25 protein-coding genes and 1 riboswitch are annotated in these 26,244 nt (G+C 73.9%); of the genes, 12 read left to right on the top strand and 13 right to left on the bottom strand.

Translation table 11 applies throughout. The annotated features are described in order from the left end of the window. Nucleotides 1–55 precede the first annotated feature (55 nt). The 5 genes from tnpB to IE170_RS09475 form a co-directional block, all read right to left on the bottom strand. Nucleotides 56–1,513 carry an IS607 family element RNA-guided endonuclease TnpB gene (gene tnpB, locus IE170_RS09495; protein WP_189808873.1) on the bottom strand — a complete coding sequence of 486 codons (1,458 nt, stop codon included), beginning with the start codon at nt 1,511–1,513 and terminating at the stop codon, nt 56–58. After that, on the bottom strand, nt 1,510–2,103 hold the full coding sequence (locus IE170_RS09490; RefSeq protein WP_189808872.1) for an IS607 family transposase: 594 nt from the start codon (nt 2,101–2,103) through the stop codon (nt 1,510–1,512). The genes tnpB and IE170_RS09490 overlap by 4 nt, the downstream gene beginning before the upstream one ends. Before the next feature lie 361 nt (nt 2,104–2,464). After that, nucleotides 2,465–3,097 carry a TetR/AcrR family transcriptional regulator gene (locus tag IE170_RS09485; RefSeq protein WP_125543023.1) on the bottom strand — a complete coding sequence of 211 codons (633 nt, stop codon included), beginning with the start codon at nt 3,095–3,097 and terminating at the stop codon, nt 2,465–2,467. Nucleotides 3,098–3,126: 29 nt separating this feature from the next. After that, entirely contained in the window at nt 3,127–5,214 is a 2,088-nt protein-coding gene (locus tag IE170_RS09480) for a YhgE/Pip domain-containing protein (RefSeq protein WP_189808871.1), read from the bottom strand. Continuing rightward, on the bottom strand, nt 5,186–5,983 hold the full coding sequence (locus IE170_RS09475; protein WP_189808870.1) for an ATP-binding cassette domain-containing protein: 798 nt from the start codon (nt 5,981–5,983) through the stop codon (nt 5,186–5,188). Before IE170_RS09475 ends, IE170_RS09480 begins: the two co-directional genes overlap by 29 nt. Nucleotides 5,984–6,182: 199 nt before the next feature. Between IE170_RS09475 and IE170_RS09470 the strand changes: the two genes are divergently transcribed. The 5 genes from IE170_RS09470 to IE170_RS09450 all read left to right on the top strand — a co-directional run bounded on the left by IE170_RS09470 (nt 6,183) and on the right by IE170_RS09450 (nt 10,387). Continuing rightward, complete coding sequence (locus IE170_RS09470) at nt 6,183–6,692, top strand: SAV_6107 family HEPN domain-containing protein (protein ID WP_189808869.1); 510 nt, start codon at nt 6,183–6,185, stop codon at nt 6,690–6,692. Between the two features lie 83 nt (nt 6,693–6,775). Further along, a complete protein-coding gene (locus IE170_RS09465; RefSeq protein WP_189808868.1) occupies nt 6,776–7,531 on the top strand; it encodes a methyltransferase in 756 nt (251 codons plus the stop codon). Between the two features lie 258 nt (nt 7,532–7,789). Continuing rightward, nucleotides 7,790–8,191 (top strand): SCO2097 family morphological protein, encoded by a 402-nt coding sequence (locus tag IE170_RS09460; RefSeq protein WP_189808867.1) that lies wholly within the window; start codon nt 7,790–7,792, stop codon nt 8,189–8,191. Nucleotides 8,192–8,302: 111 nt separating this feature from the next. Continuing rightward, nucleotides 8,303–8,938, top strand: a complete 636-nt coding sequence (locus IE170_RS09455) for a DUF4126 domain-containing protein (RefSeq protein ID WP_189808866.1) — start codon at nt 8,303–8,305, stop codon at nt 8,936–8,938. Nucleotides 8,939–8,968: 30 nt separating this feature from the next. Then, nucleotides 8,969–10,387 (top strand): phytoene desaturase family protein, encoded by a 1,419-nt coding sequence (locus IE170_RS09450; protein WP_189808865.1) that lies wholly within the window; start codon nt 8,969–8,971, stop codon nt 10,385–10,387. 34 nt (nt 10,388–10,421) lie between these two features. On the opposite strand, the gene IE170_RS09445 is transcribed toward IE170_RS09450, so the two are convergent. From IE170_RS09445 to IE170_RS09425, 5 genes are all read right to left on the bottom strand, one after another. After that, on the bottom strand, nt 10,422–11,330 hold the full coding sequence (locus tag IE170_RS09445) for a hypothetical protein (RefSeq protein ID WP_189808864.1): 909 nt from the start codon (nt 11,328–11,330) through the stop codon (nt 10,422–10,424). Nucleotides 11,331–11,370: 40 nt separating this feature from the next. Continuing rightward, nucleotides 11,371–12,288 (bottom strand): methylenetetrahydrofolate reductase [NAD(P)H], encoded by a 918-nt coding sequence (gene metF, locus IE170_RS09440; protein WP_189808863.1) that lies wholly within the window; start codon nt 12,286–12,288, stop codon nt 11,371–11,373. Between the two features lie 70 nt (nt 12,289–12,358). Beyond that, nucleotides 12,359–13,012, bottom strand: coding sequence for a thiamine phosphate synthase (thiE, locus tag IE170_RS09435; protein ID WP_189808862.1), 654 nt, complete (start codon nt 13,010–13,012; stop codon nt 12,359–12,361). Nucleotides 13,013–13,096: 84 nt separating this feature from the next. Then, entirely contained in the window at nt 13,097–13,462 is a 366-nt protein-coding gene (locus IE170_RS09430; protein ID WP_125543032.1) for an Rv2175c family DNA-binding protein, read from the bottom strand. An 83-nt stretch (nt 13,463–13,545) separates the two neighbouring features. Next, entirely contained in the window at nt 13,546–14,766 is a 1,221-nt protein-coding gene (locus IE170_RS09425) for an NAD(P)/FAD-dependent oxidoreductase (protein WP_189808861.1), read from the bottom strand. Between the two features lie 113 nt (nt 14,767–14,879). Continuing rightward, a riboswitch (TPP riboswitch) is annotated at nt 14,880–14,995 on the top strand. Here IE170_RS09425 and thiO point away from each other — a divergent pair. The 5 genes from thiO to IE170_RS09400 all read left to right on the top strand — a co-directional run bounded on the left by thiO (nt 14,991) and on the right by IE170_RS09400 (nt 20,432). After that, nucleotides 14,991–16,160, top strand: a complete 1,170-nt coding sequence (gene thiO / locus IE170_RS09420) for a glycine oxidase ThiO (RefSeq protein ID WP_189808860.1) — start codon at nt 14,991–14,993, stop codon at nt 16,158–16,160. Its footprint overlaps the riboswitch before it by 5 nt. Further along, a complete protein-coding gene (gene thiS, locus IE170_RS09415) occupies nt 16,157–16,357 on the top strand; it encodes a sulfur carrier protein ThiS (RefSeq protein WP_189808859.1) in 201 nt (66 codons plus the stop codon). Before thiO ends, thiS begins: the two co-directional genes overlap by 4 nt. 5 nt (nt 16,358–16,362) lie before the next feature. Continuing rightward, on the top strand, nt 16,363–17,157 hold the full coding sequence (locus tag IE170_RS09410) for a thiazole synthase (protein ID WP_189808858.1): 795 nt from the start codon (nt 16,363–16,365) through the stop codon (nt 17,155–17,157). A gap of 408 nt (nt 17,158–17,565) precedes the next feature. Continuing rightward, nucleotides 17,566–19,512 carry a Stk1 family PASTA domain-containing Ser/Thr kinase gene (pknB, locus tag IE170_RS09405; RefSeq protein WP_189808857.1) on the top strand — a complete coding sequence of 649 codons (1,947 nt, stop codon included), beginning with the start codon at nt 17,566–17,568 and terminating at the stop codon, nt 19,510–19,512. 2 nt (nt 19,513–19,514) lie between these two features. Next, nucleotides 19,515–20,432, top strand: a complete 918-nt coding sequence (locus IE170_RS09400; protein WP_189808856.1) for a deoxyribonuclease IV — start codon at nt 19,515–19,517, stop codon at nt 20,430–20,432. Nucleotides 20,433–20,536: 104 nt separating this feature from the next. Here IE170_RS09400 and IE170_RS09395 read toward each other — a convergent pair whose 3' ends face one another. Next, nucleotides 20,537–21,169, bottom strand: coding sequence for a sulfite oxidase-like oxidoreductase (locus IE170_RS09395; protein WP_189808855.1), 633 nt, complete (start codon nt 21,167–21,169; stop codon nt 20,537–20,539). 171 nt (nt 21,170–21,340) lie between these two features. Between IE170_RS09395 and bfr the strand changes: the two genes are divergently transcribed. Next, nucleotides 21,341–21,820 carry a bacterioferritin gene (gene bfr / locus IE170_RS09390; RefSeq protein WP_189808854.1) on the top strand — a complete coding sequence of 160 codons (480 nt, stop codon included), beginning with the start codon at nt 21,341–21,343 and terminating at the stop codon, nt 21,818–21,820. A gap of 41 nt (nt 21,821–21,861) precedes the next feature. Here bfr and IE170_RS09385 read toward each other — a convergent pair whose 3' ends face one another. Continuing rightward, complete coding sequence (locus tag IE170_RS09385; RefSeq protein ID WP_189809017.1) at nt 21,862–22,119, bottom strand: (2Fe-2S)-binding protein; 258 nt, start codon at nt 22,117–22,119, stop codon at nt 21,862–21,864. 187 nt (nt 22,120–22,306) lie between these two features. Then, a complete protein-coding gene (locus tag IE170_RS09380) occupies nt 22,307–23,662 on the bottom strand; it encodes a class II 3-deoxy-7-phosphoheptulonate synthase (protein ID WP_125546050.1) in 1,356 nt (451 codons plus the stop codon). Between the two features lie 281 nt (nt 23,663–23,943). Between IE170_RS09380 and IE170_RS09375 the strand changes: the two genes are divergently transcribed. Then, the gene (locus IE170_RS09375) at nt 23,944–25,857 is read left to right on the top strand and encodes an anthranilate synthase family protein (RefSeq protein WP_189808853.1); all 1,914 of its coding nucleotides are present in this window, start codon (nt 23,944–23,946) and stop codon (nt 25,855–25,857) included. Nucleotides 25,858–26,244: the final 387 nt, after the last annotated feature.

Genomic DNA, 26,244 nt, shown 5'->3' with positions numbered 1-26,244 from the left:
AGGCCGTAGTCAGGTCTCAGCATTCCGGGCATTCCGGCCCGGAAGGTCCGTCACATCACCAAAGTGTGGGGGCTTCGGTTTGAGTACGGTCTCTCGTTTCCTGCTGCCGCTGGTGCGGCAGGGTTGCGCCACCTGCCCGCCCACCCGTGGCCTTGCGGCTGCGGGTGGTGGCGCGGGTCTTCTGGTCGGCTCCACGAGGCTTCGACGCCGCCGGGGCGGTGTCCTGGTCTCCGGCCACTCCGGTACCAGTGGTGCAGGCCGCCGCGAGAGCGGCGAGGTTGAGTGCGGCGTTGTCGTCCCGGTCGATGACCAGGTGGCAGGCGTCGCATTCGTAGGTCCGCACGTGCAGCGGCAGCTTGGCTTTCACCGCGCCGCACCCGGAACAGGTCTTGGAGGAGGGGTACCAGCGGTCTGCAACCACGAGGCGGGTGGCGTGGCGCCGGCCGGTCCTGTAGTCGAGCTGACGGCGGATCTCATCGAACCCGGCGTCGGCGATGCGCCGGGCCAAGCGCCGGTTGCGGAGCATCCCGGCGACATTGAGGTCCTCGACCACGACCGTGCCGAACTCGGCCGCCACGGCCGTGGTCAGCTTGTGCAGTGCGTTCTCGCGCAGGTTCGCCACCCGGTGGTGCACGCGGTTGCGGATGTCGTTGGCTCTCTCCCACCGCTTCGACGGCTTGCGTCCGGTCCTGCGGTCGGGGCCCTGCCGGCGGGCCACAGTCCGGGAGGCGCGGCGCAGCCGCTTGCGCGCGGCGTCGTAGTGCCCGGGATTCGCGACGGTGCGGATCTCGCCCGTGCTGTCGGCCATCACCGCGAGGGTCTTCACACCGAGGTCGATCCCGACCACCACGCCTGGGCGCGCCACGCGCCGAATGTCCTGCTTCACTTCGGCCTGGAAGGACACGAACCAGCGTCCCCGCTCGTGTCGCACGGTCGCGGACAAGACGCGGGCGGTCCCGGCCTGGATGCGGGCGTGGAGGCCTGCGGTGGGTTCGTGGGTGCGGATCGTGCCCAGCCTCGGCAGTGTCACATGCCGGCCGTCACCGTCCACGCGGATGGTGCCGGTGGTGAACCGGCAGGCCGGACGCGCCTTCCGCTTCGACTTGAACCGGGGCGCACCCATCCGCTTGCCGCGCCGCTTGCCCTGCTTGGACTTCGCGTAGTTGTCGAACGCGGCGGCGGCGTTCGCGAGACCGGTGGAGTACGCCTCCTTGGAGTTCTCCTGCCACCACCCGGCGAACCTCGGGTCGGTGTGCTTGGCCTCGTTGAACGCCTTCCGCAGCGCGGGCAGCGACCACGGCCGCCAGTCGGTCAGCGCTTCCGCGGGGACGCCGTAGGACTCCTCCGCCTTGCGTTGCCACCAGGAAGCGGTCACCCAGCCGACGGCCCAGTTGTAGGCGGCGCGCGCGGCGCCGCAGTGCGAGCGCAGCGCTGCCTCCTGGAAGGCGTTCGGGTCCAGCGCGAACCGGTATGCCTGTACCACGAATCCGGGCTGCGGGCGGAACTTCTTCACCCGGCGTCCTCGCCGGTCGCCACGGCCGCCGCGCGGGCGGCCCGGTTCTTCGCCGCCCGCCGCCCGTACAGGCGGGCGCACATCGAGGTGAGCACCTCGGTGATGTCCCGTACGAGGTCGTCGGCGGTCTCGGCGGTCTCGGTGGGGTCGAGGACGACCAGGCGCCGCCCGGACGCCGACAGGACCGCTTCGAGGTGCTCGACGCCGAAGTGGGCCAGCCGGTCGCGGTGCTCGACCACGATCACCGCGGCCTGCGGGTCGGACAGCACCCGGTGCAGCTCCCGGCGCCCGCCGTTCACCCCGCAACCGACCTCGGCGACGACCTCGGCGACGGCCAGACCCAGCCCGTTCGCACCGGCCACGACCCGGGCCACCTGCCGGTCAAGATCCGCTTTCTGGTCGACCGACGACACTCGGCAGTACGCCACCACCCGCCCCGCCCCCACGACGGCAGCCGGAGCAGGCTCATCGACCAGCCACGTCCCGGACGGCGCCTGGCGGATCGGCACGGGCATCTTCCCGTCCCTCACCCACCGCCAAGCGGTCTGGTAGCTCACGCCCTGCTGACGGGCCCACTCCGAAAGCTTCACAAGGCCAACGTACGCGCCACAGCCGACTAGAGATGACTATGAATGACTAGGAAACATGTAGCAGCTTTCACCCCCGAGCCGGGCCGCACCGGCGCCGCCGGTGCACCGGGCAGGCCGTCAGGATCCGTCCCGGTGGCGGCAGGGTCCCGGTCCGCACCGGCCGCCCCGTGTCGGCGGTCCGGACCGGTTCCCCGTCCGATGCCCCAAGTCTGGCGTCCGCGCAGAGGGGAGCCCATCCGCGCACGTACTCATTCCGCTCCTGGGTACGGGTACTCAGGCTCGGCGGCGGACCGGGGCGGGTCCCACCAGTTGTACGCGGCCGGGCGCCGCCGGCGGCACCGCCGATCGGGGGTCCGTTGCGTCAGCGGTTGCCGCTGACCCGTCCCCGCAGCAGCAGCGACAGTGCGGAGTGCACGTCGTCCAGGGACCGCTCCCGCTGGAAGGACTGCCAGTCCAGCGCGGCCACCAGCACCATCCCGACGAGGGCCGCGGCCGTCAGCGGGACGTCGATCTCCGGGCTGAGCTCGCCGCGCTCCACGCCCTCGGCGAGGACCGTCTCGACGACGGCCACCGCCTCCTGCCGCACCACCATCAGCGTGGACTGCCACGCCCGGTTGGTGCGCCACAGCTCGGCTACGTACAGCTGGGTGAAGGCGGGGTAGCGGTCGATGAAGACGAGGCCGGCGCGGATCATCGCGTCCAGTGCCTCGACGCGGCTGCCGCCGCGCGCCTCCGTGGACTCGGCCGCCTCCCGCAGGGAGGCGGTGAGCAGGCCGACGCCGTGCCGCAGCAGCTCCTCGAAGAGGTCGTTCTTGCTCGCGAAGTTGTAGTAGACCGTGCCCTTGGCGACGCCGGCCCGTTCGGCGATCTCGTCGACCGTGGTCGCGGAGAACCCCTGCTCGGCGATGAGCGTGACGGCCGCTTCGTAGAGCTTCTGGCGTGTCGCCTGCCGGCGTCCGCCGCCGGCGGACGCGCCGGTGCTGCTGCTTTCCATGGCGCTGATTCTCACAGGTCACCGGCTCCTTACAGGCTCAGTTCGGGGTGGAGCCGGTCCATCGTCCACACCTGCTTGCCGCGGGCGGCCAGCGCGGTCAGGGCGAGGGCGCCGGCGGTGAAGGCGGCCAGGACGGCGCAGCCCTGCCAGACGGGGCCGAGGCCGCCGCCGGTGATGAGGCGGCGCAGGCTCTCGACGACGTACGACATCGGCAGGTACGGGTGGACCGCGTTGAAGAACCCGGGGCTGGTCTGGACGGGGTAGGTGCCGCCGGCCGAGGTCAGCTGGAGCATCAGCACGGCGAGGACCAGGATGCGCCCGGCCGCGCCGAACTTGGCGTTCAGCCACTGCACGATGGCCGCGAAGCAGCCGGTGACCAGCACGAGGAAGCCGATGGCCAGGGCGGGGCGGGCGAGTTCCAGGCCGAGGCCCCAGTGGAGCACGGACATCAGCATGGCGACCTGGAGGGCGCCGAGCCCGGCCACGGGCATCCACCCGGCGAGGGCGATCCGCCAGGGCGAGGCGCCGGCGGCCAGGGCCCGCTTGTTCATGGGGGCGATCAGCATGTAGGCGACCATCGCGCCGACCCAGAGGGAGAGCGGGATGAAGTACGGGGCGAAGCCGGTGCCGTAGTTGGGCGCCTTGTGCAGGGACTCGTTGGCGAGCTTGACCGGGTCTGCCATGACCTCGGTGCGCGCGTCGCGCTGCTGCTGGTCGTAGTTCGGGATCTTGCCGGCGCCCTGGTGCAGGCCGTCGGCGAGGTCGGTGTTGCCGTCGACGAGCTTGAACAGGCCGCCGTCGAGGCTGTGCGCGCCGTCGCCGAGCTTGCCGACGCCGTTGCCGATGGCGGTGGATCCGTCGGTGGCCTTGCCGATGCCCGCGTGGAGCTGGGCCATGCCGGTGGCCACCTTCTGGGCGCCGTTGTTCAGCGCGTTGATGTCGGCTGCGGCCGCGTCGAGGCGGGAGGCCAGGTGCGGGGCGCTCTCGGCGAGCTTGCGGGCCTTCTTCTCCAGGTCGGCGAGCTGCTTGCGGAGGGTGGCCAGGTCGCCGTTCGAGTCCTTGGCGAGGGCCTCGACGTCTCCGGTGAGCAGGGCGGCCTCGGCGGTGACCTCCTTCAGCTTCTTCATGTCGGCGCAGGCGGCGGGCAGCGGCTTGGGCGCGCTGCCGGTGCAGGTGCGCGTGTACGTGTCGGAGGCCAGGGCGGCCGCCTGCTTGCTGACGCGGGCGGCGGCCGGCGCCTTCTTGGAGAAGGTGTCCAGGTGGTTCTGCACGACCTTCGCCGTGTCGGCGACGAGGATCGCGGCGTCGGCGACCTGCTTGGGGTTGTCGAGGTGGGGGCGGGCCTGGGAGGCGATGCCGTTGAACTTGTCGGCGAGCTTGCCGGTGCCGGCGGCGATGTCCTTGGTGCCGGTCTCCAGCTTGCCGGCGGCCGTGTCGAGCTTCTTCAGCCCGCCGGTCAGCTCGCCGTTCTTCTCCTCGACGGTGTCGAGGCCCTCGGCGATCTCCTTGGCGCCCTCCTTGGCCTTGGTCGCGCCGTCCTTCAGCCTGTCGGCGCCGTCGGCGGCCTCGGCGGTCTTGCCGTGCAGGTCGGAGAAGGAGACGAAGATCTTGTCGAGGAACTTCCGGGAGGCGTTGGTCGAAGCGGCGGAGCGGACCTCGGCGAACACGGTGCGGGAGATCGAGCCGACGATGTAGTTGTTCGCGTCGTTGGTGCGGACCTGCAGCGCGCCGGTCGCCGGGTCGTCGCCGGAGCTGGAGGCGATCTTCTCGCTGAAGTCGGCCGGCATGGTCAGGGACAGGTAGTACGTCCCGTTCTCCAGGCCCTTGGCGGCCTGCTCGGCGCTGACCTCGTGCCACTCGAAGGTCTTGCTGTCGTGCAGCTTCCTGGTGATCTCGTCGCCGGCGGCGATGCGCTCGCCTTCGACGGTGGCCCCCTTGTCGGCGTTGACGAGGGCGACGGGCACCTTGTCGAGGCGGCTGTACGGGTCCCAGAAGGACCACAGGTACAGGGCTCCGTAGAGCAGCGGCAGCAGGAGCAGCGCGACGAGGGCGGCCCGCGGCAGCTTCCCCCGCCCGAACCGCTTCAGCTCAAGCGCGGCCAGTTTCGGCGAGCGCATCGTCGGCCCCCTTCGTGTCGTCGTCGGTGCGGTCTTCGGCGCCGGCCGGGCCGGCGGGGTCGGCGGGCTCCGCGCCCGGCTCGGTGCGCACGACCCGGACGCCTTCGGGGGCCTGGCTGCACACCGCGAGGACGGTGGTCCCGGAGGCGGCGATCGAGCGGAGCAGCTCCCAGGCCTCCTCGCGCTCGGTGTCGGAGAGCTTGAGGTCGACGTCGTCGAGGGCCAGCAGCCGGGGGGCGCCCAGCAGGGCGAGGGCCAGGGAGAGCCGGACGGCCTCCAGGCGGTCCAGGTCCCGGACGGAGGTCCGCAGCCCCTTGGGCAGGGTCTCCGGGTCGAGGCCGACGGCGTCCAGCGCGGCGTCGATCCGGGCGGCGGCCGCCTTGCCGCGGCTGCCGGGCGGGCGCAGGAGGGCGCGCAGGGGGCTCTCGTAGCGGCGCTGGAGCAGGGCTCCCTCGCGCAGCTGCTCGCCGACGGTCAGCGCCTGGTCGAGGTCGTTGACCCCCGGTACCGGGCCGAGGCCGGCGAGGCGGCGGACCGCGCCCATCCGCTTGGGCAGCGGGAGCCCGGCGACCTCGGCGCGGCCCGCGGTGGGCTTCATGCGCCCCGTGAGGGCGAGCAGCAGGCACGTGCGGCCGCTGCCCGACGGGCCTTCGATCGCGATGAGCGTGCCGGGCGCGGCATCGACGTCCACCCCTCGGAACGCCCAGCCGCGCGGGCCCTTGAGTCCGAAGTCCTCGGCTTTGACGGCCGCGCCGTGCGGGCTGTCCACTCCGCCCCCTCCCTTTTGAACTGACCGGTCAGTCCAAAAACTAGCACCCTTGTCGCCGGTTCGCGCGCCCCGGGGGCCGATTGCCCCGATGTGAGCAGGAAAACCGCAGGTCGGCGCGATTGTCAGTGGTGCCCGCGACGATGGAGCCAGGCATCACCAGGCGCCGCCAAGAGCAGTACGCAACGACAGGAGGTTCGTCATGGCCACACCGTCCCCGTCCCCTGTCCACCCCGTCCCGCGCAGGTCGGCCGCTCCGCCGGCCGCGCTCGACCTGCTCGCCAAGGCCCGCAGCGGCCTGGCCGAGGCATCCGCCCTGAGCCGCCCCAACGAGCGCTACGCCACCGCCCACCTCGCCGCGCTGCGCACCGCGGCCGCCGTCCTCGCGGCCCGCGCCCGGCCCGAGCCCGCCCACCCGCGGCGCCGCCCCCGCATACGCAGCGCCTGGGAGGTCCTCCCGGAGCTCGCACCGGAACTGGCCGAGTGGAGCGCGCTCTTCGCCTCCGGAGCGGCCCGCCGGGCCCGCGCCGAGGCCGGCATTCCCGACGCCGCGAGCGAGGAGGACGCCGCGTACCTCCTGCGCGCCACGGAGATGTTCCTGCGGCTGGTCGAGCGGATGCTCGCCCTCCGGCCGGTGGCGCAGCCGCTTCCGCAGCAGGCGCTCCCGCAGCCCCGCCCCGAGCCGCGCCCGGAGCGTCCGGACGCGGGATGAGCTGCACCGCTGCCGGAGGCAATAGGGTGGGGCACGCATCGCACGCTTTGCCCGCCCCCTTCCGCGCCGAGGAGCCATCAGCCGTGTCGGACACTTCCCGCCCCCGTGCCTCCCTCCGCACCGCCGTGGTGTGGGAGGTCCTCAAGGAGGCCCTCGACCGCCGGGTGAAGGCGACCGGGCGGGACGTGCTCGACGTGCTGGACACCGGCGGCGGCACCGGCATGTTCGCGGTCCCGATCGCCCGCCTCGGCCACCGCGTCACCGTGGTCGACCCCAGCCCGAACGCCCTGTTCGGGCTGGAGCGCCGGGTCGCCGAGGCCGGCGTCGCCGACCGGGTCCGCGGCGTCCAGGGCGACGCCCAGGGCCTGCTCGACGTCGTCGAGCGGGAGGCCTACGACGTGGTCGTCTGCCACGGCGTCCTGGAGTACGTCGACGACGCGGCGGAAGGCGCCGCCAACGCCGTCGCCGCGCTGCGCCCCGGCGGGACGCTCAGCCTGCTCGCCGCCGGCCTCGGCGGCGCCGTCCTGGCCCGCGCCCTGGCCGGCCACTTCACCGAGGCCCGCGCGGCCCTCGGCGACCCGGCCGGCCGCTGGGGTGCGGGCGACCCGGTGCCCCGCCGCTTCACCGCCGACCAGCTCGCCGACCTCGTGGCCGGCGCCGGCCTGGAGGTGGGCGCGGTCCACGGCGTCCGCGTCTTCGCCGACCTCGTCCCCGGCGTCCTCGTCGACACCGAGCCCGGGGCCGTCGAGGCGCTGATGCGCCTGGAGGAGGCCGCCGCCGAGCTGCCCGCCTTCCACGCCATCGCCACCCAGCTGCACGTCCTCGGCGAGAAGCGCTGACCGCCTCCGTTCCGGGCGGGCGCGCCGTATGATCGGGGCACCGCCCGGCATGGCGGGCGGATCAGCGGGGAATAACGACCTCACTGCCCCGGCCCCCGGCCGCACGGCCCCGCGCCGTACCGGCGGTGGGCAGTGCTTTTCCGGGCGGTGCATTTTTCGAACCCGGCGCGGAGGGCGGGTGTCACGGGGGCGATTCCCCGCCTATCCTGAAGGGACCCTGGTCGCTCCCCCCGCGACCGACGGATGAGGAGGACTCCCGTGCCGCTCTCGGAGCACGAGCAGCGAATGCTCGAGCAGATGGAGCGAGCGCTGTACGCCGAAGACCCCAAGTTCGCGACAGCGCTTGAGGGAAGCGGACTGCGCACGTACACCCGGCGACGGGTCTACCAGGCAGTCGCAGGCATTGTGGTGGGTATCGCGCTCCTCATGACCGGTGTGATCGTCCCGAACGTACTCTGGGTCAGCGTGGTGGGTTTCCTCGTCATGCTCGGCTGTACGCTCCTCGCGGTCACCGGTTGGCGCAAGGCGCCCAAGCCCGGCGAGCAGCCCGTCTCCGGCAGTGCAGGCGGTTCGGCCCGTGGCCGGAACCGGCAGCGTCGGTCGATGATGAACCGCATCGAGGAGCGGTGGCAGCGCCGCCGCGACGAGCAGGGGCACTGACGTCCCGGCCGGGCGCGATGACGGGGACGGCGGCGCACCGCGGCCGCTCCCGGACACGTCCGGCCCAGGGCCGCGCCTGCCGGATGCCGCGCGCTGCGGCACGATGATGCGGTGAGCGTCCTCCCCCTGGTCTTCACCAGCGGCTGGGCCAGCGGCATCAACGCGTACGCCGTGGTCCTCCTGCTGGGCGTCTTCGGTGCGACCGGTCTCAGCGACGACGTCCCCCCGGCCCTCCAGCGCACCGACGTCCTCGTCGCCGCCGGCGTCCTCTTCCTGTGCGAGGCCGTCGCCGACAAGATCCCGTACGTGGACTCCGCCTGGGACGCCGTCCACACCGTCGTCCGGCCCGTCGCAGGGGCCGTCGTCGGGGCGCTGCTGGCCGGGCAGAGCGGCTCCCTCTCCGATCTCGCCGCCGGCGCGATCGGCGGCTCCACCGCGCTGGCCAGCCATGCCGTCAAGGCCGGCACCCGCATGGCCGTCAACACCTCCCCGGAACCGGTCAGCAACATCGCGCTGAGCACCGCCGAGGACATCGGCGTCGCCGGCATCGTCGCCTTCGCCGTCTTCCACCCCGTAGCCGCCGCCGTCGTCGCGGCCGTCCTCCTCGCCCTCGGCCTGGCCGTCCTCGTCCTCCTGTGGACCCGGATCCGCCGCTTCCTGCGCCGCCGGGCGCAGCGCCGCGAGGAGAACCGGCTGGCCGGCCATGCCCGGGAGCCCTCCGGTCCGGCGGCGGGCCCGCCCCGCTGACCCGGGCCGCCGCTCGATAGGGTCGGGCGCATGGCACGAATTGCGGTGATCGGCGCCGGCATGGGCGCGATGGCCACGGCGGCCCGGCTGGCCGTCGCAGGGCAGCAGGTGACGGTGTACGAGCAGGGGCCGACGTACGGGGGCGCCCTCGGCCGCCGCACCCGTGACGGCTTCGCCTTCGACACGGGGCCGGGGCTGCTGCACCTGCCCGCCGTCTACCGCGACCTGTTCGTCAAGACCGGCAAGCGCCCCCTCGAGGACTGCGTCGACATGGTGCAGGTCGACCCCGCCGTCCGGCACGTCCTCGCCGACGGCACCGAGGCCGTCCTCCCCGCCGTCTCCCGCGGCGGCGCCGCGGCCGCCCTCGACCGGGCCTTCGGCACCGGCACGGGGGACCGCTGGAACGAGGTCCTGAACCGGGCCCGCGACGCCTGGGACGCCACCCGCCGCCCCCTGCTGGAGGAGCCCCTGCGCCCCGACTGGCAGGTGCTGGGCCGCGACCCCTACCCGGCCGTCCGCAAGAGCGGCCTGCTGCGCCGCCGCCCGCCCACCCTCGCCGAGATCGCCGCCCGCGAGCTCGGCGGGCCCGCCGGGGAGCTGCTGGCGGCCCGCGTCCGGGCGTACGGCCTCGACCCGGCCGCCGTGCCGGCCTCCGCGGCCGTGCTGCCGTACATGGAGCAGACCTTCGGCAGCTGGTACGTCCGCGGCGGCATGCGGGCGCTGGCCGCCGCCCTGTACGAGCGCTGCCTGGAGCGGAAGGTGTCCTTCGTCTTCGACGCCCCGGTCCGGGAGGTGCTCGCCCGGGACGGCCGGGCGGCCGGGCTGCTGCTGGCCGACGGGACGGAGGCCGCGGCGGACTCCGTGGTGTGCGCGGCCGACCCGCGCGGCCTCGGCGGGGTGTCGCTGCCGTCCGGCGGGGTGCCCGCCCGCGGCACGGGCGAGGCGAGCCGGCTCACGCTCTTCCTCGCGCTGCGCGGCGAGCGGCCGGCCGGCACCGTGCACCGCACCCTCGTCCACTCCCCCGGCGCGCTGCTCACCGTCCTGCGCCCCGACGACCCGGCCGTCGTCCCCGACGCCGGCCACGAGGCGGTCACCGTGACGGCCGTCTGCCCCGCAGCCGGAAGGGGCCCCGCGCCCGACGCGGAGGCCCTGCTGGACCTGGCCGCGCGGGCCGTTCCCGGGCTGCGCGACCGGCTGCTGTGGCACGAGGTGCACGCGCCCGCCGACATCGCGGCCGCCACCGGGGCCGCGGGCGGTGCGGTGCCGCCGCCCGCGCTCGCCGGAGCGGACGGCCGGCTGCTGTACCCGGCCAACACCACCGGCCTGCCCGGCCTGTACCTGGCGGGCGGGTGGGCGCACCCCGGCGGCGGGCTGGCGCACGCCGGGATGACCGGAGCCCTGGTGGCCGGGCTGATCGTGGAGGGCGCCGGCTTCCGCGGTTCCCGATGAGGGTGCCCGGCCGGGGCGGCCGGCCGGGCGGCACTCAGTAGCGGTACTGCTCGTACTCCCCGGTGCCCTGGTACGGGTACTGCTGCGGCTGCTGGTACGGCCCGCCCGCCTGGTCGTCCTCGGGGTACGGCTGCGCGACGTCCCGCTGCTGCGGCACCCACACGCCGCCGGGCGGGGTGTCCATCGCGTACGGGTCCTGCGCGGCGCCCCCGCCGTACGGGTCCGGGGCCTGGCCCGCGTACGGGGTGTAGTCGTACGGCTGCTGCGGGATGACGCCGCCGCCGGTGCCGATGTACGGGTCCGAGTAGGCGGCGTACACCTGCCGGCCGCCCTCCTGGTAGCCGGCGGAGTAGTCGAAGCCGCCGCTCTGGGACTGCTGGTCCTGGTAGGCGGCGTAGCCGTGCGCGTCCTGCTCGGCCGGGCCGGCGGCGAAGCTCTGTATCCCGTACGTGCCGGTCTCGTCGGGCAGCGGCTCCGGGCTGTAGAACTCCTCGGTCGCCGCCCGGAAGCGCGGGCGGGGCTCCTGCTCCGCCGGCTCCCGGTCGCCGTCCGCGCCGCCGCTCCCGTCCGCCGTGCCGGCTCCGTCGGAGCCGTACTCCAGCGAGGTCACCTCCAGCGCGGGCTCGGGGCGTGCGGCGCCGCTCCGGCGCCGCCCCCGGGCGGGCCGGCCTGGCGCCGCGGCCGCCTTGCCGCGGCGCAGCGCCCAGCCGGCCTCGAAGCCCTTGCGGAAGGACAGCGTCACCAGCGTCTGGCCCACGGCGAACGCGGTCGCGCCGACGGCGATGACGAGGACCGACGGCAGGACCACCCCGGCGACGACGCCGGCGAACCCGGCGAACGCGAGCAGCCGCCAGCGCAGCCGGGCCTTGTACTGCATCAGGACCTCGGCGAGCAGCCACAGCGCGACGAAGCCGAACGCGATGTAGAGGACCGTCATTCCCATGCGTGGCACCCCTCGGTACGGCCGCCCTGGGAACGGCCGATCAGGCCCGCTTGTGCAGGCCCAGGTTCTCGTAGATCTCGAGGGTCGCCGTGGAGTTGTTCAGCGTGATGAAGTGCAGCCCCGGGACACCCTCGGACAGCAGCCGCGCGCAGAACTCCGTGGCGAACTCGATCCCCATGGAGCGTACAGCGGCCGGATCGTCCTTGACGGCGAGCATGCGCTCTTTCACGGCACCGGGGAAGACCGCGTTGCTGAGTTGCGGCAGCCGGTCGAGCTGCTTGACGGCCACAACAGGCATGACCTCAGGGATGATAGGGGTCTCGCAGCCCGCCTTCTCGGCGCTGTCGCGGAGCCGCAGATAATTCTCCGGATCGAAGAACATCTGGGTGATCGCATAGTCGGCGCCCGCGCGGCACTTGTCCACGAAGTGCCGGATGTCCGTGTCCCAGTCGGTGGACCGCGGGTGCATCTCGGGGAACGCGGCGACGCCCACGCAGAAGTCGCCGGACTCCTTCAGCAGCCGGACCAGGTCGGCGGCGTAGTGGACGCCGTCGGGGTGCGCCACCCACGGGCCCATGGGGTCGCCCGGCGGATCGCCGCGTACGGCCAGCATGTTGCGGATGCCCGCGTCGGCGAACTGCCCGATGACGTTGCGCAGCTCGGCGATCGAGTGGTCGACCGCCGTGAGGTGCGCGACGGGGGTCAGGGTGGTGTCGGAGGCGATCTGCTGGGTCGCCTTGACGGTGCCGCCGCGGGTGGACCCGCCGGCGCCGTAGGTGACGGATACGAAGCTGGGGGCGACCGCCTCGATGCGGCGCAGCGCGTCCCAGAGGTTGCGTTCGCCCTTCTCCGTCTTGGGCGCCCAGAACTCGAAGGAGTACGAGGGGTCCCCGGACGCCAGCAGGTCGCGGACCGTGCGGGCGCGGTCCGTTCGGGTGGAAGCTGTTCCAAGGGCCATACCGGCAGGTTAGACGGGCGTTCGCGGACTCCGAAGCCGTGTCCACCTGCTGGACGGCCTTTTGGACACCTCAGGCCGTGCGGGCCCGGACGCGGGCGGCCAGGGCGGCCGCCGCAGCCCCGGGGTCGGAGGCCTCCGTGAGGGCGCGGACGACGACGATCCGGGTGGCGCCGGCGTCGAGGACCTCGTCGAGGTTGCCGGCGTCGATCCCGCCGATGGCGAACCAGGGGCGGTCCTGGCGCAGGGAGGCCGCATACCGGACGAGGTCGAGGCCGGGGGCGTGCCGGCCGGGCTTGGTGGGGGTGGGCCAGCAGGGGCCGGTGCAGAAGTAGTCCACGCCCGGTTCGGCGGCGGCCGCGGCCACCTCGTCCTCCGCGTGGCAGGAGCGGCCGATCAGGACCCCGTCGCCGAGGATCGCCCGGGCGGCCGGGACGGGGATGTCGCCCTGGCCGAGGTGGAGGACGTCGGAGCCGATGGCGTGCGCGACGTCGGCGCGGTCGTTGACCGCGAGGAGCCTGCCGTGGCGGCGGGCCGCCTCGGCGAACACCTCCAGGTGCTCCAGCTCCTCGCCGGCCTCCATGCCCTTGTCGCGGAGCTGGACGATGTCCACGCCGCCGGCGAGGACCGCGTCGAGGAACTCGGGGAGGTCCCCCTGCCGCCTGCGGGCGTCCGTGCACAGGTAGAGCCGGGCGTCGGACAGCTGCTGCCGCACGTTCGCGGACATGGGTACCCCCCTGGGTGGTGCGGCGGGCGGGCCCGCCGCACCGGGCGGGGGCCCGCCCGCCGGGTCGGATCCGTCGGGCTCGGCTCAGAGGGCGAGCGCCTGGGCGCGGCGCTTGACCTCCGTGCCGCGATTCTCGCGCAGCGCCTGCACGGGGGTGCCGGGCAGGGTCGGGTCGGCGGTGAAGAGCCACTCCAGCATCTCCTCGTCGGAGAAGCCGTCGTCCTTCAGCACGGTCAGCAGGCCGGTGAGTCCCTTGACCAGCTTGTCGCCGTCGATGAAGTCGGCGGGGACCTGGAGGGCGCGGTTCTCCCCGCGGCGCACCGCGATCAGCTGACCTTCCTTGACCAGCTGGCGGACCCGGGTCACTTCGACGCCCATCATCTCGGCGATGTCGGGGAGGTGGAGCCAGGCGGGGACAAGGGCATCGATCTTTGCGTCAATCTCGGTCACGGCACAAGCCTGCCACCTCCCACGGGCCGCCGGTACCCGAGCCGACCCGTACGGGGCCGCCCGCGCGCCCGGGCGGGCGGCGGTCACGCGGCCGCGGCCTTGAGCGGGGTCTCCGGGTCGGCGACGCGGGCCGGGTCGACGGGGCTGCCGGCCTCGATGAGCCGGCGGCCCTGGGCGAGGTCGCGGGGGCGGCCCACCGCGAGGATCGCGACCATGGCCCCGGCACGCAGCCAGCACACCGACCAGGCCTGCCCGGCGGGGTCGCCGCGCCACAGCAGGGTGTCGGCGTCCGCATGGTGGCCGGCGTACTGGACGAACCGGCCGAACTGCTCCGACCAGAAGTACGGAACCGGGTCGTACGCCTCCACGGGCTCCCCCGCCAGGATGTTCGCGGCGACGACCCGCGGCCCCTGGAGGGCGTTGTCCCAGTGGTGCACGAGCAGCCGGGCCCCGTACCGGGCCGACGGGAAGGAGGCGCAGTCGCCGACCGCGTACACCCCGGGGACGGAGGTCCGCAGGTGGGCGTCGGCGGTGACCGAGCCGTCGGGGCCGAGCTCGACGCCCGACCCGGCGAGCCAGCGCGTGGCGGGGCGGGCCCCGATGCCGACGACGACCGCGCCGGCGGGCAGCTCCCGGCCGTCGGCCAGCACGACCCGCCCGGCCTCGACGGACTCCACCCGGGCGGAGGTGAGCAGGTCGGCGCCGATCTCCCCGTACCAGCGGCCCATCGCGGCGGCGACCTCGGCGGGCAGCGCCCCGGCCAGGACCCGGTCCGCGGCCTCGACGACGGTGACGGCGCAGCCGGCCTCGCGGGCGGCGGTCGCGAACTCGGCGCCGATCCAGCCGGCGCCGACGACGACGGTCGCCGGGGCTCGGGCGATGACCGGCCGCAGCCGGGCCGCGTCGTCGAGGGTGCGCAGCAGGTGGACGCCGGGCACGCCCTCGGCGCCCGGCAGGGTCAGCGGCTCGGCGCCGGTCGCCAGCACCAGGATGTCGTAGGGGACCGGCCCGGCCTCGGTGTCCAGCTCGTGGTCGGCCGGCCGCAGCCCGGTGACCTCGACGCCGAGCCGGAGCGTGATCCCGAGCCCCTCGAAGTCGACGTCGAAGGCGGAGTCCTCGGCCTTTCCGAGCAGCACCGCCTTCGACAGCGGGGGCCGGTCGTACGGCTGGTGGGGCTCGGCGCCCAGCAGGGTGACGGGGCCGGTCCAGCCCTGCTCGCGCAGGGCGACCGCGGTCTGGACCCCGGCCATCCCGGCGCCGACGACGACGACGCCGCGCTCGTGGTTTTCCGTCTGCTCGCTCACGAAACCCACCCTAGCGACCTGACGATCAGTCAGTGAAGTTCCCGCGGGGGGTCCGGCGGGGCGGCCCTGCGGCCTCCTCCCGCTCCCGGAAGGGGAACGGCTACTGTGGCCACCGTACCTGTCGCGGGAGTCCGGGCGCACCGGGCTGAGAGGGAGGCTGAAGCTGCCTCCGACCGTACGAACCTGATCCGGGTCATGCCGGCGAAGGGAGGGGCTGGACGCCCATGCACTCATCTCGGAAGGGATCCGACGTCCTCGTCATCGGGGGCGGGATCATCGGCCTGGCCACCGCCTGGCGGGCGGCCCGCCGCGGGCTGCGCACCGCGCTCGCCGACCCCGCGCCCGGCGGCGGCGCGGCCCGGGTCGCGGCGGGCATGCTCGCCGCGGTCACGGAGCTCCACTACGGCGAGGAGACCCTGCTGGGCCTCAACCTCGCCTCCGCCGCCCGCTACCCGGAATTCGCCGCCGAGCTGGCCGACGCCAGCGGCGGCATGGACATCGGCTACCGCGCCTGCGGCACCCTCGCCGTCGCCCTCGACGCCGACGACCGGCTCCACCTGCGCGAACTGCACGCCCTCCAGCGCCGCTGCGGCCTGGAGTCGGAATGGCTCACCGGCCGCGAGTGCCGCCGGCTTGAGCCGATGCTCGCCCCCGGCGTCCGCGGCGGGCTGCGCGTCGACGGCGACCACCAGGTGGACCCCCGCCGGCTCGCGGCCGCCCTGCTCGCCGCCTGCGAACGCACAGGGGTGGAGATCTGCCGGTCGCGCGCCGAACGCCTCCTCGTCGATGGGGACCGGGCGGCCGGCGCCGTCCTCGACGACGGCACCGAGCTGCGCGCCGGGCAGACCGTCCTGGCCGGGGGATCCCTCAGCGGGCGCCTCGCCGGCGTACCGCAGGAGGTCCTGCCGCCGGTCCGGCCCGTCAAGGGGCAGGTGCTGCGCCTCACCGTGCCGGCGGCGTACGGGCCGTTCCTGTCGCGGACGGTCCGGGCGGTCGTGCGCGGCAGCCACGTCTACCTGGTGCCGCGGGAGAACGGCGAGCTCGTCGTCGGCGCCACCAGCGAGGAACTCGGCTGGGACACCACGGTCACCGCCGGCGGCGTGTACGAACTTCTCCGCGACGCGCACGAGTTGGTGCCCGGCATCACCGAACTCCCGCTGACCGAGACCCTCGCCGGGCTGCGGCCCGGCTCCCCCGACAACGCCCCGCTGCTCGGCCCGACCGCCCTGCCCGGCCTGCACCTGGCCACCGGGCACTACCGCAACGGGGTCCTGCTGACCCCGCTCACCGGCGACGCGATGGCGGATCTGCTCGCCACCGGCACGCTGCCGGACATCGCCCTGCCGTTCAGCCCGAGCCGCTTCTCCGCCGCACGTCAGGAGGCGTACGCATGACCATCTCCGTCAACGGCGAGCCGCGCGAGGTCGCGGCCGGCACCACCCTCGACGCGGTGGTCGCCACCCTCACCACGGCGCCGTCGGGCGTCGCGGCCGCCCTCAACGAGGCGGTCGTACCGCGCGGCCAGTGGCCGCGGACCCCGGTCGGCGACGGCGACCGGATCGAAATCCTCACCGCCGTCCAGGGAGGCTGAGCGCGATGGCCGACGACGTGCTCACCCTCGGCGGGCGCACCTTCACCTCCCGCCTGATCATGGGGACGGGCGGGGCGCCCAGCCTCGACGTCCTGGAACGGGCCCTGGTCGCCTCCGGTACCGAGCTGACGACCGTGGCGATGCGCCGCCTCGACCCCACCGTGCAGGGCTCCGTCCTCTCCGTCCTCGACCGGCTCGGGATCGCGGTCCTGCCGAACACGGCGGGCTGCTACACCGCCGGCGAGGCCGTCCTCACCGCGCGGCTCGCGCGGGAGGCGCTCGGCACCGACTGGATCAAGCTGGAGGTCGTCGCGGACGAACGGACGCTGCTCCCGGACGGGGAGGAGCTGCTCCAGGCCGCCGAAACCCTGGTGGACGACGGCTTCACCGTGCTGCCGTACACGAACGACGACCCCGTCCTCGCGCGCAAGCTGGAGGACGCCGGGTGCGCGGCCGTCATGCCGCTCGGCTCGCCGATCGGCTCCGGGATGGGCATCCGCAACCCGCACAACTTCGAGCTGATCGTGGAACGGGCCGGTGTGCCGGTGATCCTGGACGCGGGGGCCGGTACGGCGTCCGACGCCGCCCTGGCGATGGAGCTGGGCTGCGCGGGCGTCATGCTCGCCTCGGCCGTGACGCGGGCGCAATCCCCGGTGCTGATGGCTGCCGCGATGCGGGACGCGGTGTCCGCGGGCCGGCTGGCCCACCGCGCCGGCCGCATCCCCCAGCGCCGGTTCGCTGCCGCGTCGTCCCCCGTGGAGGGCCTGGCCGCCCTGGACCCGGAACGCCCGGCGTTCTGACCGTCGGGGCCGCTCCCGCCCGAGCGGCCCCTCCCCGGGCATCCGCGCGCTGCGCGCCCGTCGCGCTCAAACGCCGCGTGGGCTGGAAGCACATCCGGCCTCGCCGGCGTTTGAGGCGCGGGGTCCGGGGCGGAGCCCCGGGGGCTTGGCTTGGGCGGGCTGTCGGAGGCGGGGGCCGGGGTGTCCCGACCGCCCCGGCCCCGTGCCGGGGCGGGCCGCGGGGCCGGTGCGGTGGGCAGCCCGCCGGCGTTCGTGGCGACGCGGGGTCCGGGGCGCAGCCACGGTTTCGGGAAGGGGCGGGGTGGGGGAACGGCTCCGCGCAGCGGCGGGGGCGTGCGCCGCGTCACAACTGCGCACCAGCCTGGCTCTCCCGGCGGAGCCCACAGGTGCCGCTCGTAGAATCACCGGGTGGACACGACCCTGGATGACCCCCTCGTCGGGCAGACGCTCGACGGCCGCTACCGCATCGACGCCCGTATCGCGGCCGGCGGCATGGCCACGGTCTACCGGGCCCTGGACACCCGCCTGGACCGGGTTCTCGCGCTGAAGGTGATGCATCCGGCGCTGGCTGCGGACGGCGCGTTCGTGGACCGTTTCATCCGCGAGGCGAAGTCGGTGGCGCGGCTGGCGCATCCGAATGTGGTCGCGGTGTTCGACCAGGGCACGGACGGCCCGTACACGTATCTGGCGATGGAGTACGTCTCCGGCTGCACTCTGCGGGACGTGCTGCGGGAACGCGGCGCGCTGCAGCCGCGGGCGGCGCTGGACATCCTGGAGCCGGTGCTGGCGGCGCTGGGCGCGGCCCACCGGGCGGGTTTCGTGCACCGGGACATGAAGCCGGAGAACGTGCTGATCGGCGACGACGGCCGGGTGAAGGTGGCCGATTTCGGCTTGGTGCGGTCGGTGGACACGGTGACGAGTACGACGGGTGCCGTGCTGGGCACGGTGTCGTATCTGGCTCCTGAGCAGATCGAGAGCGGTGTCGCGGACACGCGTGTGGACGTGTACGCGTGCGGGGTCGTCCTGTACGAGATGCTGACGGGCGGGAAGCCGCATGCGGGCGGTACGCCGGCGCAGGTGCTGTACCAGCACCTGCACGAGGACGTGCCGCCTCCGTCGGCGGCGGTGCCGGGTCTGCCAGGTGCCCTGGACGGGATCGTGGCGCAGGCGGCGGCGCGGTCGCCGGAGCTGCGTCCGTTCGATGCGGCGGCGCTGCTGGGCGTGGTGCTGGCGGTGCGGGCGGAGCTGTCGGATGCGGAGCTGGATGCGGTGCCGCCGCAGGCCCTGTCGGGCGAGCGGTCGGCGGCGGAGGACCGTACGAGTGTGATCCCGCGGATGGTGGGGGCGCGGCAGGGCGGCGGTGACGGCGTGGAGCACACGTCGGTGCTGGCGTCGGCGCCGGTCGCCCCGCACCCTGATCCGCCGGGTCCGGCGGGTCCGGTCGCGGGCCCGCGTCCGGCGGGCCGGGTGCGGCGGGGTCCGCTGCTGGTGGTGGCGGCGGTGCTGCTGGCGCTGGGGCTGGGTACGGGCGTCTGGTACATCAGCGCGGGCCAGTTCACGAAGGTCCCGAACCTGCTGGGCAAGTCGGAGGCGGAGGCCCGTTCGGAGCTTTCGGCGGCCGGCCTGGGGGTGAAGCGCGTGGAGCGGAAGTTCAGCGAGGCCTTCGAGCGGGGCACGGTGATGGCTTCGGATCCGGGGGGCGGCAAGCGGATCCGCGGCAACGGCGCGGTGGTGCTTACCGTTTCGCGGGGCCCGCAGGTCGTGGTGGTCCCGGATGTGAAGGGCCGCCCGCTGGACGATGCGAAGGCGGAGCTGACGAAGAGCGGGCTGGCGCCGGGGATCGTGAACGAGGTGTTCAGCCAGGACGTCGCGAAGGGTGCGGTGATCGGCACGGACCCGGAGGGCGGGCAGAAGCGGGCGCCGGACACGGCGGTTGCGATCACGGTGAGCAAGGGCCGGCCGGTGCAGGTACCGAACGTGGCGGCGCGGCCGGTGGAGCAGGCCCGTACGGCCCTGCAGGACCTCGGGCTGAAGGTCGAGGTGGCTGCGGAGCAGGTCAACTCCCCGGTGCCGGCGGGCACGGTGGCGAACCAGTCGCTGAGTGCCGGTGCGCAGGCGGCGGCCGGTGACACGGTGGTGCTGACGGTGTCGAAGGGCCCGCGTCTGGTGCCGGTGCCGAACGTGACGGGGCAGGAGGCGGATGCGGCGCGCCGGACGCTGGAGGCGGCCGGGTTCAAGGTGCGGGTGGAGAAGCCGCTGATCTCCTTCTCGAACACGGTGGACGCGCAGTCGGTGCCGGGCGGCCAGAACGCCCCGGAGGGCAGCACGGTCGTCCTGCGGATCAAGGGGCTTTAGCCGTGTCGGAGTCGCAGGCCGTTTCGGAGTCGAGGAGGGACCCGTCCTCCGCCGGCCGGCGCGCGCGGAATCCGGTCGGCGGGCACGTTCCCGTGGCGGGCGGGCTCGCTTCGGTGGGGTTGTCGTACGCGCGGGAGTTGGCTGCGGAGGCGGTGCAGGTCTTCGTGGCGAATCCGCGCGGCTGGGCGACTCCGGCGGGCAGTCCGGCTCAGGACGAGCTGTTCCGGGCGGGCTGCGCGGAGATGGGGATCCCGGCGTTCGTGCACGCCCCGTATCTGATCAACTTCGGTTCGCACACGGCCGCGACGGTGGAGCGCTCGGTGGAGTCGCTGCGGCATTCGCTGCGGCGCGGCCGGCGGATCGGGGCGCGCGGGGTGGTCGTGCACACGGGGTCGGCGACGGGCGGGCGTCCGCGGGAGGCGGCGTTGGCGCAGGTCAGGGAGTTCGCGCTGCCGCTGCTTGAGGAGCTGGTCCATGACGACGACCCGTTCCTGCTGCTGGAGTCGACGGCCGGGCAGGGTTCGTCGCTGTGCTCGCTGATGGAGGATTTCGGCCCGTATTTCGAGGCGCTGGACCACCATCCGAAGCTGGGGGTCTGCCTGGACACCTGCCATGTGTTCGCCGCGGGGCACGATCTGGCGGAGCCGGGCGGCGCGAAGGCGGCGCTGGACCTGCTGGTGGACACGGTGGGCGAGGGGCGGCTGAAGCTGGTGCACGCCAACGACTCGAAGGAGGGTGTGGGCGCGCACAGGGACCGGCACGCGAACATCGGGCAGGGCCGCATCGGCCGGGAGGCGTTCGCGGAGTTGTTCTCGCATCCCGCGATGGACGGGGTGCCGCTGGTGATCGAGACGCCGGGCGGCAAGGAGGGGCACGCGGCGGACGTGGCCCTGCTGAAGGAGCTTCGCGACCTGCACTGAGCCCCGGCCACGAGGCGCGGGCGGGCCTGGGCCGTCTCTTCCGCATCCTGCCCGACCCATGCCGTCCGGTGCGGGCTTGCCCGGCAAGATCCGAGAGAGACGGCCTAGAGCTCGGGCCCGTCGCCCGGTTCCTCCTGGTAGGAGTAGCGCTGTTCCCGCCAGGGGTCGCCGATGTTGTGGTAGCCGCGCTCTTCCCAGAAGCCGCGCCGGTCGGCGGTCATGTACTCGATGCCGCGGACCCATTTCGGGCCCTTCCAGGCGTACAGGTGGGGCACGACGAGCCGCAGCGGGAAGCCGTGTTCGGCGGTGAGGGGCTCGCCGCCCTGGTGGGTGGCGAAGACGGTCCGCTCGGAGGCGAAGTCGGCCATCCGCAGGTTGGAGCTGAAGCCGTACTCGGCCCACACCATCACGTGCGTGGCCTGTGGTGACGGCGGCGCCAGGGCGAGGATCTCGCGGGCGAGGACGCCGCCCCACTCGGCGCCGACCATGCTGAACTTGGTCACGCAGTGCAGGTCGGCGACGACGCTCTCGAAGGGCAGGGCGGTGAACTGCTCGTGGTTCCAGCAGTGCTTCTGCCCGTCGGCGGTGGCGCCGAAGACGCGGAACTCCCACCTGTCGGGCTTGAACCGGGGTACGGGCCCGTAGTGGGTGACGGGCCAGCCCCGCTGCAGCCGCTGTCCCGGGGGAAGCTCCAGCTGTTCTGCTCCCGGAGATTCCCGGCTGTCCGGCTGACCCATGTCTCCATGGTGACAGACGTGGCGGGGTGGTCATGACCAGGCGGGAGCTGATTCGGGCATGTCATGGCAACTCCCACTAAGGAGGCACTTACTGGACGGTTCATGGCCGCGGTGCAAGGATGCGCGCACAGACCCGTCACTAGCTGACATTGCCTGGAAGGAGCCTCTGCGATGCAGGGCGACCCCGAGGTCCTCGAGTTTCTGAACGAGCAGCTGACCGGCGAGCTCACGGCGATCAACCAGTACTGGCTCCACTACCGGATCCAGGACAACAAGGGTTGGACCAAGCTCGCGAACTACACCCGTGCCGAGTCCATCGACGAGATGAAGCACGCGGACAAGCTCACCGAGCGGATCCTGATGCTCGACGGCCTGCCGAACTACCAGCGCCTCTTCCATGTGCGGGTGGGGCAGACGCTGACGGAGATGTTCCAGGCGGACCGCCAGGTGGAGGTCGAGGCGATCGACCGGCTGAAGCGCGGCATCGAGGTCATGCGCGGCAAGGGCGACATCACCTCGGCGCGGCTCTTCGAGGACATCCTGGAGGACGAGGAGCACCACATCGACTACCTGGACACGCAGCTGGAGCTGATCGAGACGCTCGGGGAGCAGCTGTACATCGCCCAGCTGATCGAGCAGCCGGAGGGCTGACGGGCGGCGGCAGAACGGCTGGGGTGGTCGTGCGCGGGGCCTCAGGCGGCCCCGGCGAGCTCCTTCTCCGCGGTGGCGGTGTCCGCGGCGAGCGCGTCGGCGGCGGTGCGGCCGTTCTCCAGCAGTTCGCGGCGCGGGCAGGCCCCGCGGCCGAGGAGGCCCTGGATGGTGCGGACGCAGGAGCCGCAGTCGGTGCCGGCCTTGGTCACGGAGGCTATCTGGCGGGGGGTGCAGGCCCCGGCCGCCGCGTGTTCCTTGACCTGCTTGTCGGTGATGCCGAAGCAGGAGCAGACGTACACGCGGTTCACCTCCCTGGGTGGTCTTGCAGCCACCCCTATTTGGTGAGGCTTACCTAACCGTACCCAAAGTACGGGTGGCCCAAAAGCCCCCGATACGCCAGTGGGGCGCGGATCACACCGATCCGCGCCCCACTGTCATCGTCTGTCACACCGCGCTCACCCGCTGCCGCGGGCGGCGGCCTGGCCGCTACTGGTCGCGGTACATCTCCGCGACGAGGAACGCCAGGTCGAGGGACTGGCTGCGGTTCAGCCGAGGGTCGCAGGCCGTCTCGTAGCGCTGGTGCAGGTCGTCGACGAAGATCTCGTCGCCGCCGCCCACGCACTCGGTGACGTCGTCGCCGGTGAGCTCGACGTGGATGCCGCCCGGGTGGGTGCCCAGCGCCTTGTGGACCTCGAAGAAGCCCTTGACCTCGTCGAGGACGTCGTCGAAGCGGCGCGTCTTGTGGCCGGAGGCCGCCTCGAAGGTGTTGCCGTGCATCGGGTCGGTGACCCAGCCGACGACCGCGCCGGAGGCGGTGACCTTCTCGACGAGCTCGGGCAGCTTGTCGCGGACCTTGTCGGCGCCCATGCGGACGACGAAGGTGAGCCGGCCCGGGTCGCGCTCGGGGTCGAGGCGGTCGATGTAGGTCAGCGCCTCGTCCACGCTGGTCGTGGGGCCGAGCTTGATGCCGATCGGGTTGGCGATCTGCGAGCAGAACTCGATGTGCGCGTGGTCCAGCTGCCGGGTGCGCTCGCCGATCCACACCATGTGGCCGGAGGTGTCGTACAGCTTCCCGGTCCGGGAGTCCGTACGGGTGAGGGCGCCCTCGTAGTCGAGGAGCAGCGCCTCGTGCGAGGAGTAGAACTCCACCGCCTTGAACTCGGCCGGGTCGGTGCCGCAGGCCTTCATGAAGCTCAGGGCGTTGTCGATCTCCCGGGCGAGCTGCTCGTAGCGCTGGCCGGAGGGGGACGACTTCACGAAGTCCTGGTTCCAGGCGTGCACCTGCCGCAGGTCGGCGTAGCCGCCGGTGGTGAAGGCGCGCACCAGGTTCAGGGTCGACGCGGAGGCGTGGTACATGCGCTTGAGCCGCTCGGGGTCCGGGACGCGGGCCTCGGGGGTGAACTCGAAGCCGTTGACGGAGTCGCCGCGGTAGGTCGGCAGGGTCACCCCGTCGCGGGTCTCGGTGTCCTTGGAGCGCGGCTTGCTGTACTGGCCGGCGATGCGCCCGACCTTCACGACGGGCACGGAGGCCGCGTAGGTCAGGACGGCGCTCATCTGGAGCAGCGTCTTCAGCTTGGCGCGGATGTGGTCGGCGGACACGGCGTCGAAGGCCTCGGCGCAGTCGCCGCCCTGGAGGAGGAACGCCTCACCCCGGGCGACGGCTCCCAGACGGGCGCGCAGCTGGTCGCACTCGCCCGCGAAAACGAGCGGAGGATACGACTCGAGGTCCGCGACGACTGCGCGCAGGGCCTCGGCATCGGGGTACGAAGGCTGCTGCGCCGCGGGCAGGTCTCGCCAGGTCGCCTTGGCGGCGGGGGCGTGGGTTTCAGCGTTCACGGTCACCCCTACACATTAAGGCGTCCCACCTCGTGCCCTGCCGGATGCCCATCAGTTGAGACGGACGTCTCCCATCGTGTTTCCCCCGCACGCCGTCCTTCCGGGTGGGCTAGGGTGGCCCGCATGTACGCGCACTCCTGCCGCTCCTGGTGGTGGACCGCTCCCGGCGGCCCACACCTCGCGCGTACCCACTGACACGACCGACGCGAAGGCCGCCCCGAGGGGCGGCCTTCGCGTATGCGCTGCGGCCGGCCGCCCCTCCCACCCGGAAGGACGACCGACCCCGCATGGAAACCACGACCAGCCGACTGCTCGACCTGCTCGGCGACGACCGTCCCCCGTTCGCGCTGCTGCGCCGGCGCACCCCCGGCCGTGCCCACGACACCGTCGAGGTGCTCGTGGGCCCGGTCCACGAGGCGGAGCGCCTCGCCGACCTGCCCGTCCGCGGGCTGCCGACGCTCGCCCTGGTGCCGTTCCGGCAGATCCGCGAGCGCGGGTTCGACGTCCCCGACGACGGCACGCCGCTGAGCGTGCTGGCCGCGGAGGAGGCGTACGAGGTCACGCTCGCGGAGGCGCTGGCGGTGCTGCCGGCGCACCCGGTGCGGGTGGAGGGCGGCGGCTTCGACGTCCCCGACGAGGAGTACGCGCGGACCGTCCGGCGGGTCGTCGAGGAGGAGATCGGCCGCGGCGAGGGCGCGAACTTCGTCATCCGGCGCACGTACGGCGGCCGCATCGACGGCTTCGGGCGGGCGGACGCGCTGGCGCTGTTCCGCCGGCTGCTGCTGGGCGAGCGGGGCGCGTACTGGACGTACGTGGTCCACACGGGCTCGCGGACGCTGGTCGGGGCGAGTCCGGAGGTGCACGTGCGGATGTCCGGCGGGACCGTCGTGATGAACCCGATCAGCGGGACGTACCGGTACCCGGCCGGGGGGCCGACGGCCGAGTCGCTGCTGGCGTTCCTGGGCGACCGCAAGGAGACCGAGGAGCTGTCGATGGTGGTCGACGAGGAGCTCAAGATGATGTGCACGGTCGGCGACCGCGGCGGTGTGGTGGTCGGGCCGCGGCTGAAGGAGATGGCGCACCTGGCGCACACCGAGTACGAGCTGCGCGGCCGGTCCTCGCTGGACGTGCGGGAGGTGCTGCGGGAGACGATGTTCGCGGCGACGGTGACGGGCTCGCCGGTCGAGAACGCCTGCCGGGTGATCGGGCGGCACGAGCCGGTCGGCCCGGACGGGGTGGGCCGCGGCTACTACGCGGGCGCGCTGGCCCTGCTGGGCGTGGACGCCGGGGGCGGGCAGACGCTGGACTCCCCCATCCTGATCCGCACGGCGGACATCGGCGCGGACGGCTCCCTGCGCGTGCCCGTCGGGGCGACGCTGGTGCGCCACTCGGACCCGGCGGGCGAGGTCGCCGAGACCCACGCGAAGGCGGCAGGGGTGCTGGCCGCGCTGGGGGTCCGCCCGGAGGCGCCGCGGCCGGCCTTCGCGGGGGCCGCCCGGCTGGCGGAGGACCCGCGGGTGGTGCGGGCGCTGGCCTCCCGGCGGCGGGACCTGGCGCCGTTCTGGCTGCGGATGCAGGAGCGGCCCCCGGCCGCGGCCGGGGACTGCCTGGTGGTGGACGGCGAGGACACCTTCACGGCGATGCTGGCCCACGTGCTGCGGGCCGGCGGGCTGTCGGTGTCGGTACGCCGCTACGACGAGCCGGGGCTGCGGGAGGCGGCCCTCGCGCACACGGGCCCGGTGGTGCTCGGTCCGGGGCCCGGCGACCCGTCCGACCCGGCGGACCCGAAGATGCGGCTCCTGCGCGGCCTGGCCCGGGAGCTGCTGGCCGGGCACGCGGGCGGGCTGCTCGGGGTGTGCCTGGGGCACGAACTGATCGCCGCCGAGCTGGGCCTGCCGCTGGTCCGCAAGGCGGAGCCGGCGCAGGGGGCGCAGGTGGAGGTCGACCTGTTCGGCGGCGCCGAGGTGGTCGGCTTCTACAACACGTTCACGGCCGCCTGCGACGACGCGGCCGCGGCGCGGCTGGCCGCACGGGGCGTCGAGGTGGCCCGGGACCGGGCGACGGGCGAGGTCCACGCCCTGCGCTCCGCATCCGGCGGCTTCGCGGGCGTCCAGTTCCACCCCGAGTCCGTCCTCACCCTGCGCGGCGCGGACCTGCTGCACGACCTGCTGGCCGGCATCCGCACGGGCGCCCCGGCGTAACGCGGGCCGTCGCCCCGGCAGCGGCGGGGCGCGTCGGCACACGCGGCAGGCCACGACACCGCCGGCCCGGCGGGGCCGGCGTCCCCGGGGCTGCCGCCCCGGCCGAGGAGACGTCCGTCGGGCGCCCGGCGGAACGGGCCCGGCCCGGCCCCGGACGCCGAAGGCGGACCGTACCAAGGCGCCGCCTCGGCCCTCCGGCAGCTCCGGCCCGGCCGCCCACACGGCAGGCCCGGCCCAGCCCCGGACGCCGAAGGCGGACCGTACCGAGGCGCCGCCTCGGCCCTCCGGCAGCTCCGGCCCGGCCGCCCCACACGGCAAGCCCGGCCCAGCCCCGGACGCCGAAGGCGGACCGTGCCGGGGGCGGCCTCGGCCCTCCCCCGGCAGCTT

Origin of the sequence: Streptomyces toxytricini (assembly GCF_014649915.1) — a bacterium.
Taxonomy (GTDB): Bacteria; Actinomycetota; Actinomycetes; order Streptomycetales; family Streptomycetaceae; genus Streptomyces; species Streptomyces toxytricini.
Note: the sequence above shows the minus strand (reverse complement) of the source record. Positions and strands in the feature narration are given on the sequence as shown.